15 protein-coding genes and 1 other RNA gene are annotated in these 18311 nt (G+C 68.9%); all 16 read left to right on the plus strand.

Features of this window, described 5'->3' with window-relative positions; all coding sequences use genetic code 11:
* Nucleotides 1–69 precede the first annotated feature (69 nt).
* The 16 genes from M5E06_RS08170 to murC all read left to right on the plus strand — a co-directional run bounded on the left by M5E06_RS08170 (nt 70) and on the right by murC (nt 18308).
* Nucleotides 70–1899 (plus strand): ATP-binding cassette domain-containing protein, encoded by a 1830-nt coding sequence (locus M5E06_RS08170; protein WP_252137799.1) that lies wholly within the window; start codon nt 70–72, stop codon nt 1897–1899.
* Nucleotides 1896–2774: a DMT family transporter gene (locus tag M5E06_RS08175; RefSeq protein ID WP_109151233.1), complete on the plus strand. Its 879-nt coding sequence runs from the start codon at nt 1896–1898 to the stop codon at nt 2772–2774. Before M5E06_RS08170 ends, M5E06_RS08175 begins: the two co-directional genes overlap by 4 nt.
* A 27-nt stretch (nt 2775–2801) precedes the next feature.
* Nucleotides 2802–3494 (plus strand): N-acetylmuramoyl-L-alanine amidase, encoded by a 693-nt coding sequence (locus tag M5E06_RS08180; protein WP_252137800.1) that lies wholly within the window; start codon nt 2802–2804, stop codon nt 3492–3494.
* Between the two features lie 61 nt (nt 3495–3555).
* Nucleotides 3556–3957, plus strand: an RNA gene (rnpB, locus tag M5E06_RS08185) — RNase P RNA component class A.
* 769 nt (nt 3958–4726) lie between these two features.
* On the plus strand, nt 4727–5173 hold the full coding sequence (locus M5E06_RS08190; protein WP_014248340.1) for a division/cell wall cluster transcriptional repressor MraZ: 447 nt from the start codon (nt 4727–4729) through the stop codon (nt 5171–5173).
* Nucleotides 5173–6147 carry a 16S rRNA (cytosine(1402)-N(4))-methyltransferase RsmH gene (rsmH, locus tag M5E06_RS08195; RefSeq protein ID WP_252137801.1) on the plus strand — a complete coding sequence of 325 codons (975 nt, stop codon included), beginning with the start codon at nt 5173–5175 and terminating at the stop codon, nt 6145–6147. Before M5E06_RS08190 ends, rsmH begins: the two co-directional genes overlap by 1 nt.
* Entirely contained in the window at nt 6144–6935 is a 792-nt protein-coding gene (gene ftsL / locus M5E06_RS08200; RefSeq protein ID WP_252137802.1) for a cell division protein FtsL, read from the plus strand. Before rsmH ends, ftsL begins: the two co-directional genes overlap by 4 nt.
* On the plus strand, nt 6932–8803 hold the full coding sequence (locus M5E06_RS08205) for a peptidoglycan D,D-transpeptidase FtsI family protein (protein WP_252137803.1): 1872 nt from the start codon (nt 6932–6934) through the stop codon (nt 8801–8803). The genes ftsL and M5E06_RS08205 overlap by 4 nt, the downstream gene beginning before the upstream one ends.
* The gene (locus tag M5E06_RS08210; protein WP_252137804.1) at nt 8769–10244 is read left to right on the plus strand and encodes a UDP-N-acetylmuramoyl-L-alanyl-D-glutamate--2,6-diaminopimelate ligase; all 1476 of its coding nucleotides are present in this window, start codon (nt 8769–8771) and stop codon (nt 10242–10244) included. Before M5E06_RS08205 ends, M5E06_RS08210 begins: the two co-directional genes overlap by 35 nt.
* Nucleotides 10241–11740, plus strand: a complete 1500-nt coding sequence (locus tag M5E06_RS08215; protein ID WP_252137805.1) for a UDP-N-acetylmuramoylalanyl-D-glutamyl-2,6-diaminopimelate--D-alanyl-D-alanine ligase — start codon at nt 10241–10243, stop codon at nt 11738–11740. The genes M5E06_RS08210 and M5E06_RS08215 overlap by 4 nt, the downstream gene beginning before the upstream one ends.
* 9 nt (nt 11741–11749) lie before the next feature.
* On the plus strand, nt 11750–12835 hold the full coding sequence (gene mraY / locus M5E06_RS08220; protein WP_109073941.1) for a phospho-N-acetylmuramoyl-pentapeptide-transferase: 1086 nt from the start codon (nt 11750–11752) through the stop codon (nt 12833–12835).
* 12 nt (nt 12836–12847) lie between these two features.
* The gene (gene murD / locus M5E06_RS08225) at nt 12848–14269 is read left to right on the plus strand and encodes a UDP-N-acetylmuramoyl-L-alanine--D-glutamate ligase (protein ID WP_252137806.1); all 1422 of its coding nucleotides are present in this window, start codon (nt 12848–12850) and stop codon (nt 14267–14269) included.
* Nucleotides 14266–15387 carry an FtsW/RodA/SpoVE family cell cycle protein gene (locus tag M5E06_RS08230; RefSeq protein WP_109073943.1) on the plus strand — a complete coding sequence of 374 codons (1122 nt, stop codon included), beginning with the start codon at nt 14266–14268 and terminating at the stop codon, nt 15385–15387. The genes murD and M5E06_RS08230 overlap by 4 nt, the downstream gene beginning before the upstream one ends.
* On the plus strand, nt 15384–16637 hold the full coding sequence (gene murG / locus M5E06_RS08235) for an undecaprenyldiphospho-muramoylpentapeptide beta-N-acetylglucosaminyltransferase (RefSeq protein ID WP_252137807.1): 1254 nt from the start codon (nt 15384–15386) through the stop codon (nt 16635–16637). The genes M5E06_RS08230 and murG overlap by 4 nt, the downstream gene beginning before the upstream one ends.
* Nucleotides 16638–16696: 59 nt before the next feature.
* Nucleotides 16697–16882 carry a hypothetical protein gene (locus M5E06_RS08240; protein WP_247870655.1) on the plus strand — a complete coding sequence of 62 codons (186 nt, stop codon included), beginning with the start codon at nt 16697–16699 and terminating at the stop codon, nt 16880–16882.
* A gap of 7 nt (nt 16883–16889) precedes the next feature.
* Nucleotides 16890–18308 carry a UDP-N-acetylmuramate--L-alanine ligase gene (murC, locus tag M5E06_RS08245; RefSeq protein WP_109151224.1) on the plus strand — a complete coding sequence of 473 codons (1419 nt, stop codon included), beginning with the start codon at nt 16890–16892 and terminating at the stop codon, nt 18306–18308.
* Nucleotides 18309–18311 lie beyond the last annotated feature (3 nt).

Raw genomic sequence — 18311 nt, forward strand, 5'->3', positions numbered from 1 at the left:
TCGCGGCAGAGGGGGATGGCACGCTATAACCCATCCCCTCCCCTCGATTTTCCGGCGCACGAACGGTCCATGGCTCCTCCCGCACCCATCACGGCGCTCCAGGGCGTCACCGTCACCTTCGGCGGCCGTCCGCTGTTCGACGGCATCGACCTGTCCATCGGCCGCGGCGACCGCGCCTGTCTGGTCGGGCGCAACGGGTCGGGCAAGTCGACGCTGATGAAGGTGCTGGCCGGGATGATCCACCCCGACGGCGGCACCGTCTTCGTGCAGCCGGGCGCCCGCCTCGCCTATCTGCCGCAGGAGCCGGACTTCACGGGCTGCGCCACCGTCCACGACTATGTCGTGCAGGGCCTGCCCGCCGACGAGCAGGACGAGGCGCACCGGGTCGACGCGGTGCTCGACCGGCTGCAGGTGGACGGCAATCGCGATCCACGCACCCTGTCGGGCGGCGAATCGCGCCGCACGGCGCTGGCCCGCACGCTGGTCGGCAACCCCGACGTCATGCTGCTGGACGAGCCGACCAACCACCTCGATCTCCCCACCATCGAGTGGCTGGAGGAGGAGTTGCTGGCCTTCCGTGGCGGGCTGCTGCTGATCAGCCACGACCGCGCCTTCCTGAACCGGCTCGCCAAGCGGACGCTGTGGCTCGACCGCGGGACGGTGCGTGCCACCGACCGCGGCTTCGCCGAGTTCGAGACCTGGCAGGCCGAGGTGTTCGAGGCGGAGGAAGCCGCGGCCCACAAGCTGGACCGCAAAATCGAAAGCGAGATGAAGTGGCTGCGCGAGGGCATCTCCGCCCGGCGCACCCGCAACATGGGACGTGTGCGCAACCTGCTGGACCTGCGCGCCGGGCGCGCGGAGCAGATCAAGGGCGGCCAGCAGGCCAAGCTCGCCATCGCGGAAGCCGAGCGCGGCGGCCGGCTGGTGATCGAGGCGACCGGCATCTCCAAGGGCTTCGACACGCCCGAGGGCCGCAAGACCATCGTGAAGAACTTCTCCACCCGCATCCTGCGCGGCGACCGGGTGGGGCTGATCGGGCCGAACGGCGCCGGCAAATCGACCCTGCTGAAGATGCTGACCGGCCAGCTCGACCCCGACGAGGGCACGGTGAAGCTGGGCACCAGCCTCGACACCGCCTATTTCGACCAGCGACGCGAGGGGCTGGACCCGGAAGACACCATCCGCAAGGTGCTGTGCCCCTTCGGCGGCGACGCGGTGATGGTCAACGGCGTGTCGCGCCATGTCGCCGGCTACATCAAGGACTTCCTGTTCGACACCCGGCAGCTGGACAGCCCGGTCAAGGCGCTGTCGGGCGGCGAGCGCAACCGGCTGCTGCTGGCCCGGCTGTTCGCCAAGCCCAGCAACATGATGATCCTCGACGAGCCGACCAACGACCTCGACATGGACACGCTGGACCTGCTGGAGGACGTGCTGGGCGACTATCAGGGCACGCTGCTGCTGGTCAGCCACGACCGTGACTTCCTCGACCGGCTGGTGACCGCCACCATCGCGCTGGAGGGCGACGGCACCGCCACCGAATATGCCGGCGGCTATTCCGACTATCTGGTGCAGCGCCCGGCCAAGGCGGCGCCCGCCGCTGCCGCCAAGCCAAAGTCGGCGGCCGTGGCCCCGGCCGCAGCAGCCAAGCCGCGCGGCAAGCTGAGCTACAAGGATCAGCGCGAATTGGACGAGCTGCCGGCTCGCATGGACGGGCTGGGCACCGAGATCGCCAAGCTGGAGAAGGCGCTGACCGACCCCGACCTGTTCAGCCGCGACCCCGCCAAGTTCCAGAAGACCAGCGAACAGCTGCACGCCAAGCAGGCGGCGCTCGCCGCGGCGGAGGAGCGCTGGCTGGAGTTGGAGGCGATGCGCGAGGAACTGGAAGGTGGGCGGGCATGACATTCGCCCACACGCTCCAGGCGCTGGTGGTGATGGCGCTTTGGGGACTGAACTTCGTCGTGGCGAAATGGGCGCTGGCCGAATTCCCGCCGCTGTTCGTGATGTTCCTGCGCTTCGCCCTGGTGGCGGTGCTGATCATCCCCTTCTTCCGCGTGCCGCGCGACAAGCTGTGGAAGATCGCGCTTCTGTCGGTGACGTTGGGCAGCATCCATTTCCCGATGATGTTCAGCGGGCTCAACGGGATCGACGCCGCCACCGCTTCGCTGGCGGCACAGGTGCAGGTGCCCTTCTCCTCCCTGCTGGCGGCGCTGGTGTTCAAGGACAAGCTGGGCTGGCGCCGCGGCATCGGCATGGCCGCCGCCTTCGCCGGCGTGGCGGTGATCGCGGGCGAGCCACGGCTGGGCGAGTCGCTCTATTCGCTGCTGCTGATCCTGGCCGCGAGCTTCGCCTTCGCGGTGGCGAGCGTGCAGATGAAGCTGATCGGGGCGGTGAACGGCTTCGCCGTCAACGGCTGGATGGCGCTGTTCGCCATGCCGCAATTGCTGGTCCTGTCGCTGCTGCTGGAGCATGGGCAGATGGCGGCACTGGCGAACTCGACCTGGGTCGGCTGGGCATCCATCGCCTATATGGCCGTCGCCGTCACCATCATCGCCTATGGGCTGTGGTATCCCTTGCTGGGACGTTATTCCGTCAACCAGACCATGCCCTATCTGCTGACCGTGCCGGTCTTCGGCGTCGCCAGCGGCGTGCTGCTGATGGGCGACCCGGTGACGATCAACCTCGCCATCGGCGGGCTGCTGACCATCGGCGGAGTCGCGGTGATCGTCCGGCGCGGGCCGAAGGCGGTCAACCAGACGGTCACCAATCCAACCTGATCCGGCCCGACCTGATAAGATGCCGACATGAGCGCCTTCCGCCGGATCGACCGCCCCTCCCCCAACCACGGCCCACGGGCCGATGGTTCACGGGTGGAGTTGCTGATCCTGCACTATACCGGCATGCCCACCGCCGCCCATGCGCTGGAGCGGCTGTGCGACCCGGCGGCCCAGGTCAGCGCCCATTACACGGTGGACGAGGACGGCACCATCTACGCCCACGTTCCGGAGGACCGGCGGGCGTGGCATGCCGGCCGGTCGGGCTGGCGCGGCGCCGGGGACGTCAACAGCCGCTCCATCGGCGTCGAGATCGTCAATCCGGGCCACGAGTTCGGCTATCGCCCCTTTCCGCTGGCGCAGATGGCGGCGGTGGCCGAGCTATGCCAGGGCATCGTGAAGCGCCACGGGATCGCCCCCGCCGACGTGCTGGGCCACAGCGACGTGGCGCCCGCCCGCAAGGAGGATCCGGGTGAGCTGTTCGACTGGCCGGGACTCGCCGCCCAGGGAGTCGGGATTTGGCCCACGCCGTCCCAGGCCGACGACGGACCCTTCACCGACGCGGAGGCCGCCGCCCTGCTGGGACGCTATGGGTACGACCCGGCCGAGCCGCGGGCTCTGCTGGCCTTCCAGCGCCATTTCCATCCCGAATGCCTGACCGGCATCTCAAATGCCGAATCGGTGCGGCGTCTGCGCGCGCTGCTGCGGCTGACCGGACGGTAAGGGCTTGAACCGGCGATTTGGGATTTGCCCCCACGGCCGCTTCCCTATATGAACGACCGCGCCAGATGGCCGGATGGCCGCCTTCGGTTTCGACCGGGGGAGGAAAGTCCGGGCTCCACGGAAACACGGTGCCGGCTAACGGCCGGCGGGGGCGACCCTAGGGAAAGTGCCACAGAAAGCAAACCGCCGGCGTTTCGACGCAGGTAAGGGTGAAAGGGTGCGGTAAGAGCGCACCGCGGACCCGGCAACGGGGACGGCACGGTAAACCCCACCGGGAGCAAGACCGAATAGGAGCGGCCCGACCACCATCCCCGCAACGGGATGGGCGTGGGTCAAGCGCGTTTCCGCGCCGCCGCTCGGGTTGGTCGCGCGAGGCGTCCGGGCAACCGGCGTCCCAGACGAATGGCCATCGCCTGCCCCTCGGGGCGGGATACAGAACCCGGCTTACAGGCCATCTGGCGCTTTTCCCATACCTTTTGCCCATTCCATCCCAGAACGGATCCCCCGTCAGGGCGCTTAATCCCACGGCGCCCCATGGTGGCACCCGTTTGCCCCCGCCCCGCCCGATCGGATGGTCCGGCCTGGGACGGCATGGGCGGCTGTCCGCGTCATCCACAGGGCGGACGCCCCTTCTCCCCACGCTCCCCCTGCAGCTCTCCGGGCTTTTCCGCGGCCATCCCCAGGATGTGCACGGTCCCATCCACATTTTCCCCAGACTAATCCACAGCCGGTGGATAACTGTGGGGCGATTTCCCATGCCGTCCCATGCCGGACCGGCCTTTCCCACCCAAGGTCCTATGCCGTCCGAGGGGGTCGATTCGGCCGAATGACAAACCATGGATGGATCACATTTTCTTAAAACTTTGGAACGTTCGACGAACGCATGTGGATAACTTTATCCACATCGCAGGAGTCCAGCGAAATACTGCGAAGATTCTGAAAATTCGTACACCAACTTGCCCGGATGCCACAGCCCGACCCAAAAGTCTTGACACCCCCGTCTGAATACTCGGGGGGCCGTTGACGCCCATGCCGTCCCATGCTATCCCAAGAATGCCCATTTAAGGGGGGCTCTTACCCATTTTGGTTAACACCTGGGGGCGGGAGCTGAATGGGCCAAGCGGGGCTAGCGCGGGGCACCCGACCGCGCATGGGGGATAGCAGGGGGGACCACCGGGCCTATGGCCGTTTTCCTGTCCACATACGTCAACAAAGTTGACAGGAAAGGGCGTGTGTCCATCCCGGCACAGTTCAGGCAGTCGCTTGCCAAGACGTCGGCTCCCAGCACCGTCTACCTCTGGCCTTCGCTGAACCACCAGGCGCTGGAAGGCGCCGACCAGGACTATCTCGACGTCCTCTCCGAGAGCCTCGAATCCCCTGACCTCGATGCCGACGAGCGCGACATGATCGAGACCTTCATCTTCGGAAAGCTGATCCCCGTCTCCTCCGACGCCGAAGGCCGCATCGTCCTGCCCAAGGAACTGGCGGAGTTCGCCGGCATCACCGAGGAGGCCGCCTTCATCGGCCGCCGCAAGACCTTCCAGATCTGGGAACCCGACGCGCTGAAGGCCCACGAGGCCGCGCTTCGCGAGCAGGTCGTGCGCAAGGACATCTCGCTCAGCCAGATCGTCGCCAAGGCCTCCCGCGGCGCCGCCAGCCGGAGCGGGGAGGGCGCCTGATGACCGACACCCGCATCCATATTCCCGTTCTGCTGGACGAGGTGATCGCCGCGCTGTCCCCGCGCGACGGCGGTCTCTATGTCGACGGCACCTTCGGCGCCGGCGGCTACAGCCGCGCCCTGCTGCGGTCGGCCTCCTGCCGCGTGATCGGCATCGACCGCGACCCCGCGGCTATCGAGCGTGGTCGCGCCTTGGCCCAGGAATTCCCCGGCCGGCTCGAGGTGATCGAGGGCCGCTTCGGCGACATGGACACGCTGCTGGCGGACCATGGCGTCGACAAGGTCGACGGCGTGGCGCTCGACGTCGGCGTCTCCTCCCCGCAGATCGACGAGCCGGAGCGCGGGTTTTCCTTCCGCTTCGACGGCCCGCTCGACATGCGGATGGGACGGGATGGGCCGACCGCCGCAGATGTGGTCAATAGCGCCGACGAGGCGGAACTGGCCGACATCATCTATCACCTGGGTGAGGAACGGATGGCGCGCCGCGTCGCCCGCGCCATCGTCGCCGCCCGCCGCGAGGCGCCGATCGAGCGCACGGCGCGGCTGGCCGACATCATCCGCTCGGTGGTGCCGAAGGGGAAGGGCGACGGAATCGACCCGGCGACCCGGACCTTCCAGGCGCTGCGCATCCATGTGAACGACGAATTGGGCGAGTTGCGGCGCGGCCTGTCCGCCGCCGAGTCGCTGCTGGCGCCCGGCGGGCGTCTGGCCGTCGTCTCCTTCCATTCGCTGGAGGACCGCGAGGTCAAGGCGTTCCTGCGGGAACGCTCCTCGCCGCCGCCCTCCCCGTCCCGCCATACGCCCGTGACCGCGGTCGCGGCGCATCATCCATCCTTCCGCCTGCTCTCCCGGAAACCCGTGGACCCGAGCGAGGCCGAAGCCCGCAACAACCCCCGCGCCCGGTCCGCCCGGCTGCGCGCGGCTGAACGTACCGAGGCGGCCGCGTTCCCGGCGCCCGGCAAGGAGGCAGCATGAAAGGCAAGACCTGGCTGTTCTGGGGCGGCCTGATCGCGGCCGCCGGTGGCGTGCTGTTCCAGACCAGCTACGACGTCCAGGATCTTGAGGAGAAGCTCGCCGGGCTTAACCGCAAGATCATTCAGGAACAGGAGTCCATCCAGGTCCTGAAGGCCGAGTGGAGCTACCTGAACGACCCCACCAAGCTGGAACAGATGGCGCAGGCCTATCTGGCGCTGCAGCCGAGCGAGCCGCGCCAGTACATGGCGATGGACATGATCCCCATGCGTCCGGGCGATGCCGTCCAACCGCCTGCCCAGACCAACCCTGCCCCGCTGCCGCCGATGGTGCGCGCGCCCGGCACCGGCGCCCCGCAGGTCGCCGCCGCCCGCATCCCCGCCGCTCCCAACAACAATGCCGCCGCCGGAATCGTTCCGGTCAGCCTGCCGGCCGGTGCGGCGCTGGCGAAGCCGCTGCCGATGGACAAGGCGCTGGAACGCGCGCCGGTCGTCGTGCCCGCGTCCCTGCCCTCCTCCGGCGGTCTGGCCGACCCGTCGCGCGGCGCCCGGATCAAGCCCGCCGCCCTGGTGCCCGGCTCCGCCCGCGCGCCGGCGGAGAAGGCGCCCGACCGCGCCGCCGGCAAGCTTGCGCCCAACGCGCCGACCGCGCGCCCGACCGAACTGGCGTCCCGACCGACTCCGCCGGCACCGGCGCCTAAGGCTGCGGCGGTTGCGGCCCAGCAGCCCTACCAGCCCAAGCCGACCGACAGCCTCGGGCTGCTCGTTGCGCGCCTGGGGGCCAATCGATGAACGGTCACGACCACGGCGGCCCGGCCGGCTACGGCCAGCCCGGCGCCAGCACCGGCAGTACCTATGTGCCGCCGCCGGCGCCCTCGCCCTTTCCGCCGTCGCCCCAGCAGCAGTCCGCCAAGCCGCGGACCTCGCTGGCGGTTGCGCTGGAACAGAGCCGTTACCGCCTGATGGTGACGGCTGCCGTGGTCACGACCGTCTTCACCGCGATCAGCGTCAAGCTGGCGATGGCCACCCTGTTCGCGGGCGGCGGCGAGCCGCGCCAGCATGTGGCGCTGGAACTGGACAACACCACCACCAACCGTGCCGACATCCTCGACCGCAACGGCACCCTGCTGGCAACCTCGCTGGTCACCCAGTCGCTCTACGCCGACCCCAAGCTGGTGTCGCGCCCGGAAGAGGCCGCGCAGAAGCTGGTCAGCGCCCTGCCGGAGTTGGACTACAAGGATGTCCTCGGCAAGCTGGTCGGTGACCGCCGGTTCGTCTGGCTGAAGCGCAACCTGACCCCGAAGCAGCAGGCCGCCGTCCATCGGCTCGGCATTCCCGGCATCGCCTTCGAGCGGGAGGAGCGCCGCTTCTACCCCGCCGGCCCACTGACCTCGCATGTCGTCGGCTTCACCGGCATCGACAACAACGGCCTCGCCGGCATGGAGCAGGGCTTCAACAAGCGGCTGACCGAGGATCCGGGAACGCCGCTGCAGCTTTCCATCGACCTCAGGTTGCAGCATGTCCTGAAGAAGGAACTGGCCGCCACGGTGCAGGAGTTCAGCGCCATCGGCGCCGCCGGCATCGTCTTCGACGTGCGCAACGGCGAAGTGCTGGCGATGGTTTCGCTGCCCGATTTCGACCCGCAGGACCCGACCGGCCTGAACCCCGACACGCTGTTCAACCGGGCGACCCTCGGCGTCTACGAGATGGGTTCGACCTTCAAGATCTTCAACTCCGCGTTGGCCTTCGACAGCGGTAAGATCCGGGTGTCGGACATGTTCGACGCGGCCCATCCGATCAAGATCGGCCGCTTCACCATCAACGACTACCACAACCTGCACCGCGCCCTGACGGTGGCGGAAGTGTTCCAGCACTCCTCCAATCTCGGCTCCGTGCGTATGGTGCAGCAGGTGGGCGTGGCGGCGCAGAAGGCCTTCATGACCAAGATGGGCTTCACCAAGCCCACCGGTCTGGAGCTGCCGGAAAGCGGCTGGCCGCTGGTACCGAATCCGTGGCGCGAGGTCAACAGCTACACCATCTCCTTCGGCCATGGCATCTCGGTCAGCCCGATGCACACGGTGGCCGCCGCGGCGTCCGTCATCAACGGCGGCCTCTTCCACAAGCCGACGCTGCTGAAGCGCAAGGCGGGCGACGAGATTCCGACAGAACAGGTGGTGTCGCGCCAGACCTCCGACATGATGCGGCGCATGTTCCGCTTCGTGGTCACCGAAGGCACCGGCAAGTCGGCGGAAGTCAAGGGCTATGTCGTCGGCGGAAAAACCGGCACCGCCGACAAGCAGAAGGGGCGGCATTACCAGAAGAACTCGCGCATGTCGTCGTTCCTGGGCGCCTTCCCGATGAACGATCCCCGCTACATCGTCTATGTGCTGGTGGATGAACCCAAGGCCACGGCGAAGACCTACGGCTACGCCACCGGCGGCTGGGTCGCCGCCCCGGCGGTGGGCCGCATCGTCAAGCAGATCGGCCCGCTGCTGAACACGCCGATGGTGGACGAGAACGCGCCGGAAATCCTGAACTCCACCTACCTGAACGCCGCCGGTTCCACCAACTGGCAGCAGACCATGCCCTCCGTCACCGCCCCACCCCCGTCGAAGGGAAGCACCGTTGCGTCTTTCCCAACTCAGACCAAACCACGCTGACGCCACCGCCGGCGCCGCCGATCCCGACATCGCCGGGCTGACCGCCGACAGCCGCGCGGTCAGGCCCGGCTTTGTCTTTGCCGCCCTGCCCGGCGTGAAGGCCGACGGGCGCGCCTTCATCGCCGACGCGCTCGCCAAGGGCGCCGTCGCCGTGCTGGCGCCCGAGGGCACCGAACTGCCCACCGGCTCCACCGCCGTCCTGCTGACCGACCCCCAACCCCGCCTCGCCTTCGCGCGCATGGCCGCCGCCTTCCATGGCGGGCGCCAGCCGGAGACGGTGGTGGCGGTGACCGGCACCAACGGCAAGACCTCCACCGTTCAGTTCGCCGCCCAGATCTGGACCCGGCTCGGCCTGCCGGCCGGCAGCCTGGGCACGCTGGGCCTGCTCGGCCCCGGCCTGCACGGCTATGGCGGGATGACGACTCCGGACCCGGTGTCGCTGCACCGCGACCTCGCCGCCGCCAAGGACGCCGGCATCGACCATCTGGCGATGGAGGCGTCGAGCCACGGGCTGGAGCAGTTCCGGCTGGACGGCGTGGCGATCAAGGCCGCCGGTTTCACCAACCTGACGCTCGACCATCTGGACTATCACGGCACGATGGAAGCGTATCGCGACGCCAAGGCGATGCTGTTCGACCGCGTCCTGCCGCCGGGCGCCGTCGCGGTGCTGAACGCCGACTCTCCGGAATTTCAACATTTTGCCACCATTTGTAACCACCGTGGACACCGCGTCCTGTCCTATGGTCTGGCCGGAACCGAGCTTCGGGTGACCGGGGTGGAGCCGCTGGCCCATGGCCAGCGCCTCGCCCTGTCCGTGCTCGGCCGCGACGTGACGGTGGACCTGCCGCTGGCGGGTCGCTTCCAGGCCTGGAACGTGCTCTGCGCGCTGGGTCTGGTCATCGGATCCGGCTTTGAGGCCGGGCGGGCGCTGACCACGCTTTCCTCCCTGGAAGGCGTGCCGGGCCGGCTGCAGCATGTCGCGACCCACCCCAACGGGGCGACGGTCTACGTCGATTACGCCCACACGCCCGACGCGCTGGAAACGGTGCTGCGGGCGCTGAAGCCGCATGCCGCGCGCCATCTGGTGACGATGTTCGGCTGCGGCGGCGACCGTGACCGCAGCAAGCGGCCGGTGATGGGGGCGCTGGCGGCCAGACTGGCCGACCGTGCCATCGTCACCGACGACAACCCGCGCACCGAGGATCCCGCCTTCGTGCGGAGCGAGGTGCTGGCCGGGGCCACCGGGGAACTGGCCGGCCGGCTGGAGGAGATCGGCGACCGGGCCGAGGCGATCCGCACCGCGGTGCGGCAGCTTCAGCCCGGCGACGTGCTGGTCATCGCCGGCAAAGGCCACGAACAGGGACAAACGATCGGCACCGAGGTGCGTCCGTTCGACGATGCGGACGAGGCCCGGAAAGCCGTAGCGGAGGTTGGAGCATGAGTGCGGAGAAGACGGTCCTCTGGACTGCGGCGGACGCGGCGGACGCCACCGGCGGGCGTCTGGCCGGCCCGTCCGCCTGGACCGCCACCGGCGTCACCATCGACAGCCGCAAGGTGGCACCGGGCGACCTGTTCGTCGCCATCCGCGGACCGAACTTCGACGGCCACGCCTTCGTCGGCGCCGCGCTGGCCGCCGGGGCCGCTGCGGCGCTGGTCGACCATCTGCCCGACGGTTTGCCGGCGGACGCGCCGCTGCTGATCGCCCCTGTCGATACGCTGGAGGCGATGGCGGCGCTGGGTCAGGTCGCGCGGGCGCGCTGCGGCGCGCGCTTCGTCGGCGTCACCGGCTCGGTCGGCAAGACCGGCACCAAGGAGACGCTGCGCCACGTCCTGTCGGCGCAAGGGTCGACCTATGCCACCGAAGGCAGCCTGAACAACCATTGGGGCGTGCCGCTGTCGCTCGCCCGCCTGCCCGCCGACTGCGCCTATGGCGTGTTCGAGTTGGGGATGAACCACGCCGGCGAACTCGGGCCCTTGTCCCGACAGGTCAAGCCGCATGTCGCCATCATCACCACGGTCGAGGCGGCGCATCTAGAATTCTTCTCCGGCGTCGAGGCCATCGCCGACGCCAAGGCCGAGATCTTCGAAGGGCTGGACGCGGACGGCGTCGCCGTGCTGAACCGCGACAATGGGCAATATGCCCGGCTGGCCGCCGCCGCCCGCCGCCACGGCCTGACCAATATCTGGAGCTTCGGCGCCCATGAGGAGGCCGACGCCCGGCTGGTCGACTGCTCGCTGCACGCCACCTGCAGCGCGGTGACCGCGGTCATCCGCGGCGAGCGGCTGCAATATTGCCTGTCGCTGCCGGGCAAGCATTGGGTGATGAACAGCTTGGCGGTGCTGCTGGCGGTGAAGGCGCTGGGCGCCGACGTGGCCGCCGCCGCCCGGTCGCTGTCCAGCCTGCAGCCGGTCAAGGGCCGCGGCACCCGCAAGCGCATCCAGCTGCCGCAGGGCGCCTTCACCCTGATCGACGAAAGCTACAACGCCAGCCCGGCGGCCATGACCGCGACGCTGGAGGTGCTGGGCAAGATCGACCCCGGCGCCGGTGGCCGGCGCATCGCCGTGCTGGGTGACATGCGCGAGCTGGGCGACCGCGCCGACGCGCTGCACATCGCGCTGGCCGAGCCGCTGCGCGCCGCGCAGGTGGACGCCATCTATGCCTGCGGGCCGCACATGAAGGCGCTGTTCGACCGCCTGCCGGCGGCGATGCGCGGCGCCTGGACCGAGACCAGCGTGGAGTTGGCCCCCATCGTGACCGGGACCGTAAAAGGCGGCGACGTTATCATGGTCAAGGGGTCCTTGGGCAGTCGTACAGGTCTGATCGTCGATGCGCTCGCGGCACTCGACAGCGGGCGCGAAAGCGAGGACAAAGCCGCCTCCCGAACCACCAACCAGCCACAGGCGGCGGCGCAGTCCGCGCAGGCGCCGCGAGGCTGACGGACCCAAATGCTCTACAACCTCCTCTTCGGTCTGGCCGACGTCTTCACGCCGTTCAACCTGTTCCGGTATCTCACCTTCCGGACCGGCGGCGCCGTGCTGACGTCGCTGGTCATGAGTTTCGTGTTCTTTCCGCGCCTGATCGCCTGGCTGAAGCGCAAACAGGGCGAAGGCCAGCCCATCCGCGCCGATGGTCCGGAGACCCACTTCAAGAAAAAGGGCACGCCCACCATGGGCGGCCTGATGATCCTGATCGCGATGACGGTCAGCACCCTGCTGTGGGCCGACCTGACCAACGCCTATATCTGGATCGTCCTGCTGGTGACCATCGGCTACGGCCTGATCGGCTTCGGCGACGACTACCTGAAGCTGACCAAGCGCAACACCAAGGGCCTGTCCGGCCGCTTCCGCCTGGGCTGGGAGATCACCATCGGGCTGGTCGCCTCGGCGCTGATCATGTGGGTGTCGGCCCCGCCGCTGTCGGGCGGCGTCGCGGTTCCCTTCGTCAAGGATTTCCTGATCCAGCTGTCCTGGTTCTTCGTGCCGTTCGGCGCCTTCATCATGGTCGGCGCGTCGAACTCGGTGAACCTGACCGACGGCCTGGACGGGCTGGCCATCGTGCCGACGATGATCGCGGCCGGCTGCTTCGCCCTGATCTCCTATCTCTCCGGCAACGCGATCTTCGCCAACTACCTGCAGATCCATCATGTGCCGGGCTCCGGCGAGCTGACGATCTTCTGCGGGGCGCTGATCGGCGCCGGCATCGGCTTCCTCTGGTACAACGCCCCGCCGGCGATGGTGTTCATGGGCGACACCGGGTCGCTGTCGCTGGGTGGCGCGCTGGGTGCGGTCAGCGTGGTGACCAAGCACGAGATCGTGCTCGCCATCATCGGCGGCCTGTTCGTGCTGGAGACGGTGTCGGTGATCGTGCAGGTCGCTTCCTTCAAGCTGACCGGCAAGCGGGTCTTCCGCATGGCGCCGCTGCACCATCACTTCGAGAAGAAGGGCTGGGCCGAACCGACGGTGGTGATCCGCTTCTGGATCATCGCCTCGATCCTGGCGCTGGTCGGCCTGTCCACGCTGAAGCTGCGCTGAGGGGGACCGGCGATGATCGACCTGTTCTATATGCAGGAACTGCCCGTCGCGGTGATGGGGCTGGGCAAGTCCGGTCTCGCCACCGCCCGCGCATTGCGCGACAGCGGCGCCGAGGTGCGGGTATGGGACGACAACCCCGCTTCTCGCGCCGCGGCGGAGGCGGAGGGCTTCGCCGTCGTCGATCTCGCCACCGCCGACCTGTCGGACCTGACCACCATCGTCTGGTCGCCCGGCATCCCCCACACCTTCCCCAAGCCGCACCCGGTGGCCGAGCGCGCCCGCGCGCTGGGGATCGAGCTGATCTGCGACATCGAGCTGCTGGGCCGGGCGGAGCGTGACTGCGCCTTCATCGGCATCACCGGCACCAACGGCAAATCGACCACCACCACGCTGGTCGGCCACATCCTGGCCGCCGCCGGGCGCAAGGCCGCCGTGGGCGGCAACCTCGGCACGCCGGTTCTGACCTTCGACCCCATCGGGTCGGGCAACACCTGCGTGCTGGAAATGTCGAGCTACCAGTTGGAGCTGACCCACTCCATCACCTTCGACATCGCGGTCCTGCTGAACATCACGCCCGACCATCTCGCCCGCCATGGCGGGATGGAGGGCTATGTCGCCGCGAAGAAGCTGATCTTCCATCGCCAGACCTGGCCGCGCACCGCGGTGATCGGGGTGGACGACGAGCATTGCCGGAAAATCCACGCCGACCTCGTCGCCGCCGGCGACCAGCGCGTGTGGCCGATCTCGGCCCGGGGGCCGGTCGCGGGCGGTGTCTATGCCGCCGACGGCTGGCTGGTCGACGACACCGACGGCGAGGCGGTGCGTGTGGCGGAGTTGTCGGCGCTGCCGACCCTGCTGGGCGCCCACAACTGGCAGAATGCCGCCGCCGCCTTCGCCACCTGCAAGGCCGCCGGCCTGCCGGTGCCGGCCATCGTCGCGGCGATGGCGACCTTCCCCGGCCTTGCCCACCGGCAGCAGCTGGTCGGCACGCTGGAGGGCGTGCGCTTCGTCAACGACAGCAAGGCGACCAACGCCGACGCCACCGAAAAGGCGCTGGCGACCTTCGATCCGATCTATTGGATCCTCGGCGGACAGGCCAAGGACACCGGGCTGAACGGGCTGGAGGGCTATATGGGCCGCGTGCGCCACGCCTTCCTGATCGGCGAGGCGCAGGAACAGTTCGCCGCATGGCTCGATGCGCAGGGCGTTGCCTATACACGCTGCGGAACGCTTGATGTCGCGACCGCGAAGGCGGCCGGGATGGCGCTGGCGGAGCGGCTGGCGGGCGCCTGCGTGCTGCTGTCGCCGGCCTGCGCGTCGTGGGACCAGTTCGCCAATTTCGAGAAGCGCGGCGACGCCTTCGCGACCTATGTCGCGAACATCGTTTCCGCGCATGAGAACACCGGGACCGGTACCAGCGGAGGCGTTGCATGATCACCTTCGACCGCACCGACCAATCGATCTTCGGCCGCTGGTGGTGGACCGTCGACCGCTGGCAGCTGGGCGCCGTCGCCCTGCTGATGTTCCTCGGCACCGTCCTGATCACCGCGGCCAGCCCGCCGGTGGCCGAGCGCATCGGCATCCAGGACACCTTCTATTTCGTCGAACGCCACGTGATGATGCTGATCCCGGCGATCATCATCATGGTCGGCGTCTCGCTGCTCAGCCCGCGCGGCGTACGGCGGGTGGCGCTGGGGGTGTTCCTGATCTCGGTGGTGCTGGTCTACGCCACGCTGGTCGTGGGCGTGGAGATCAAGGGCGCCCGCCGCTGGATCCATGTCCCCGGCCTGTCGATCCAGCCGTCGGAGTTCGTGAAGCCGGCCTTCGCCGTGGTCGCGGCCTGGCTGTTTTCGCTGTCGCGCACCAATCCGGGCTTCCCCGGCGCGCTGGTGTCGATGGTGCTGTACGGCGTCACCATGGTCGGCCTGATCCTGCAGCCCGATTTGGGCATGACCTTCGTCGTCTCCGCCGTCTGGTTCACCCAGTTCTTCCTGGCCGGGCTGAACCTCGTGCTGGTGATGGGGCTGGGCGGCTTGGGGATCGTCGGGCTGGTCGGTGCCTATTACACGCTGCCGCACGTCACCAGCCGCATTGACCGCTTCCTCGACCCGCATGCCGGCGACAATTACCAGGTCAATCGTTCGCTGGAGGCCTTCGCCAACGGCGGCCTGATGGGAACCGGCCCCGGCCAGGGCACGGTCAAGTTCTACCTGCCCGACAGCCACGCCGACTTCATCTTCGCCGTCGCAGGCGAAGAGCTGGGGCTGATCTTCTGCTTGGGATTGGTGGTGCTGTTCGCCTTTGTCGTGCTGCGTGGATTCGCCCGCATCTTCAACGACAACAACTACTTCGTCCTGCTGGCCGCCGCCGGTCTTCTGATCCAGTTCGGGCTTCAGGCGGCGATCAACATGGGTTCGTCCTTGCATCTTATGCCGACCAAGGGCATGACCCTGCCGTTCATCTCTTACGGCGGCTCCTCGCTGCTCGCTCTCGGGTTCGGCATGGGCATGGTTCTGGCTTTGACACGCAAACGCTTCGGCCCCCTGGAATGAGGAGGCCGACGGACTTGAGCGCGACGACCCTCGACGCGAACGCCAACAAAGTGATCGTGCTGGCCGCCGGCGGCACCGGCGGACACATGTTCCCGGCCGAAGCGCTGGCGCGCGAGCTGCTGTCCCGCGGCCGCGCCGTGACGCTGGTCACCGACAAGCGCGGCCATGCCTTCGGCGAGAATCTGCCGGAGGTGCCGGTTCACCGCATCCGCGCCGCCTCGCCCGGCGCCGGCATCGTCGGCAAGCTGAAGGCCGCCCTGCAGATGGGGCTGGGCCTGCTGGAGGCGCGGGCGCTGATGCGCCGGCTCGATCCCGCCGCGGTCGTCGGCTTCGGCGGCTACCCGTCCGTGCCCACCGTCTATGCCGCCATCCAGTCCAGGGTGCCGGCCCTGCTGCACGAACAGAACGCCGTGCTGGGCCGCGCCAACCGGATGCTGATCGCCGGCGCCAGCCGCATCGCCGTCGCCTTCCCCGGCATCGAGAAGCTGGGCGAAGCGCAGCGCGCCAAGATCGTCCGCACCGGCAACCCGGTCCGTCCGGCGGTCGCCGCCCGCCGCCTCTCCCCCTACGAGGCGCCCGGCGCCGCCGGCCCGATCCGCCTGCTGGTGATGGGCGGCAGCCAGGGTGCCCGCGTCTTTTCCGAGGTGATCCCCGCGGCGCTCGCCCTGCTGCCGGAGGAGATGCGCGCCCGCATCCATCTGGCGCAGCAGTGCCGCCCGGAAGACCTGGAAGCCGCCCGCGACGCGCTGGAGCCGCTGGGCCTCGCCCGGCTGGAGTTGCAGACCTTCTTCCGCGACGTGCCGGAACGGCTGGCCGCCTGCCACCTTGCCGTCACCCGCGCCGGCGCCTCCACCATCGCGGAGCTGACCTGCGTCGGCCGTCCGGCGATCCTAGTGCCCTACCCGCACGCCACCGACGACCACCAGACCGCCAACGCCCGCCATCTGGCCGAGGCCGGCGCCGCCTGGCTGGTGCCGCAGCCCTCCTTCACCGCCCAGGCCCTGGCCGAGCGGCTGTCCTCCCTGCTGGCCGACCCGCAGGCGCTCACAGCATCGGCGCGGGCCGCCCACGACTGGGGCACCGCCGACGCCGCCACCGCGCTGGCTGACGCCGTGCTGGCGATGCTGGACGGCGGCCCGGCCGGCCGCACCAATTCCTTCAACACCGATCCAAGCCTGACCGACCACGACCAATCCCACAACGCCCGGCGGTCCGCCGCCGGCGCCAGCGCCAAGGGGGCCGCGGAATGATCAAAGCCAGGACTCTGACCCGACCGACGCCCCGTCCGCTGCAGGACTGGCCGGCGGACATGACTCGGACCGAGGGCGGCTGGTACAACCGTCCGGGCTGTCCGCTGGTGCCGCGCTTCCTCGCCGAAGGCGGCTTCCTGCGTGACCGCCTGTCGATGATCCATGGATCGCAGCCCCTCCCCGACGACCTGTCCGATGAGGCGGTCGACGCCACCCTTCGCCTGATGCTTCGCCGCGGAAAGTAAGCCTGACATGCGCGCCCTCCCCCTCTCGATCGGCACCATCCACTTCGTCGGCATCGGCGGCATCGGCATGAGCGGCATCGCCGAGGTGCTGCGGAACCTGGGCTATACCGTCCAGGGCTCCGACCTCGCCGAGAACGCCAACGTCAAGCGCCTGCGCGAGCTGGGCATCAAGGTGTTCGTCGGCCATCGCGGCGAGAACATCGCCGGCGCCGCCGTGGTCGTCGTCTCCTCCGCGGTCAAGCGCGACAATCCGGAGGTGGTGGCCGCCCGCGCCGCCCTGGTGCCGGTGGTCCGCCGCGCCGAGATGCTGGGCGAGCTGATGCGCCTGAAATGGGCCATCGCCATCGGCGGCACCCATGGCAAGACCACGACCACCTCGATGGTCGGCCATATGCTGGAGCATGCCAACCTCGACCCCACCGTCATCAACGGCGGCATCATCAACGCCTACGGCTCCAACACCCGGCTCGGCACCGGCGACTGGATGGTGGTGGAGGCGGACGAGAGCGACGGCACCTTCGTGAAGCTGCCGGCCTGCATCGCCGTCGTCACCAACATGGATCCGGAGCATCTGGACTTCTACGGCACCTTCGACAACGCGCGGGCCGCCTTCGACAGCTTCGTCCAGAACATCCCCTTCTACGGCTTCGCCGCGCTCTGCATCGACCATCCCGAGGTGCAGGCGATGATCCCCCGCGTGTCCGACCGCCGCATCGTCACCTACGGCTTCTCGCCGCAGGCCGACATCCGCGCGGTCAACGTGGAGCTGGGTCCCGACGGCGCCAAGTACGACGTGCTGATCTATGACCGCCACACCGGCGAGAGCCGCGCCATCGCCGGCGTGCGCCTGCCGATGTACGGGCCGCACAACGTCCAGAACTCGCTGGCCTGCTTCGCGGTCGGCAACGAGATGGGCCTGCCCGACGTGGTGATGCGCGACAGCATGGCCAAGTTCCAGGGCGTGAAGCGCCGCTTCACCAAGACCGGCGAGGCCAACGGCATCACCGTCATCGACGATTACGGCCACCACCCGGTGGAGATCGCCGCGGTGCTGAAGGCCGCGCGCACCGCCGGCACCGGCCGCACCATCGCCGTGGTCCAGCCGCACCGCTATTCCCGCCTCGCCGCCCTGTTCGAGGAGTTCTGCACCTGCTTCAACGACGCCGACGCCGTGATCGTCGCCGACGTCTATGCCGCCGGTGAAACGCCGATCGAAGGCGTCAGCCGCGACAGCCTGGTGGAGGGCCTGCGCATGCACGGCCACCGCCATGTCGTGGCCCTGCAGAACCAGCAGGAACTGGCGCAGGTCGTGCGCGAGATGGCGCGGCCCGGCGACTTCGTCGTCTGCCTCGGCGCCGGCAACATCACCCAGTGGGCGAACGCCCTGCCGGGCGAGCTGTCGTCGCTCTACGGCGCCACGCGATGACGG

The organism is Azospirillum sp. A1-3 (genome assembly GCF_023806445.1).
Classification (GTDB): Bacteria; Pseudomonadota; Alphaproteobacteria; order Azospirillales; family Azospirillaceae; genus Azospirillum.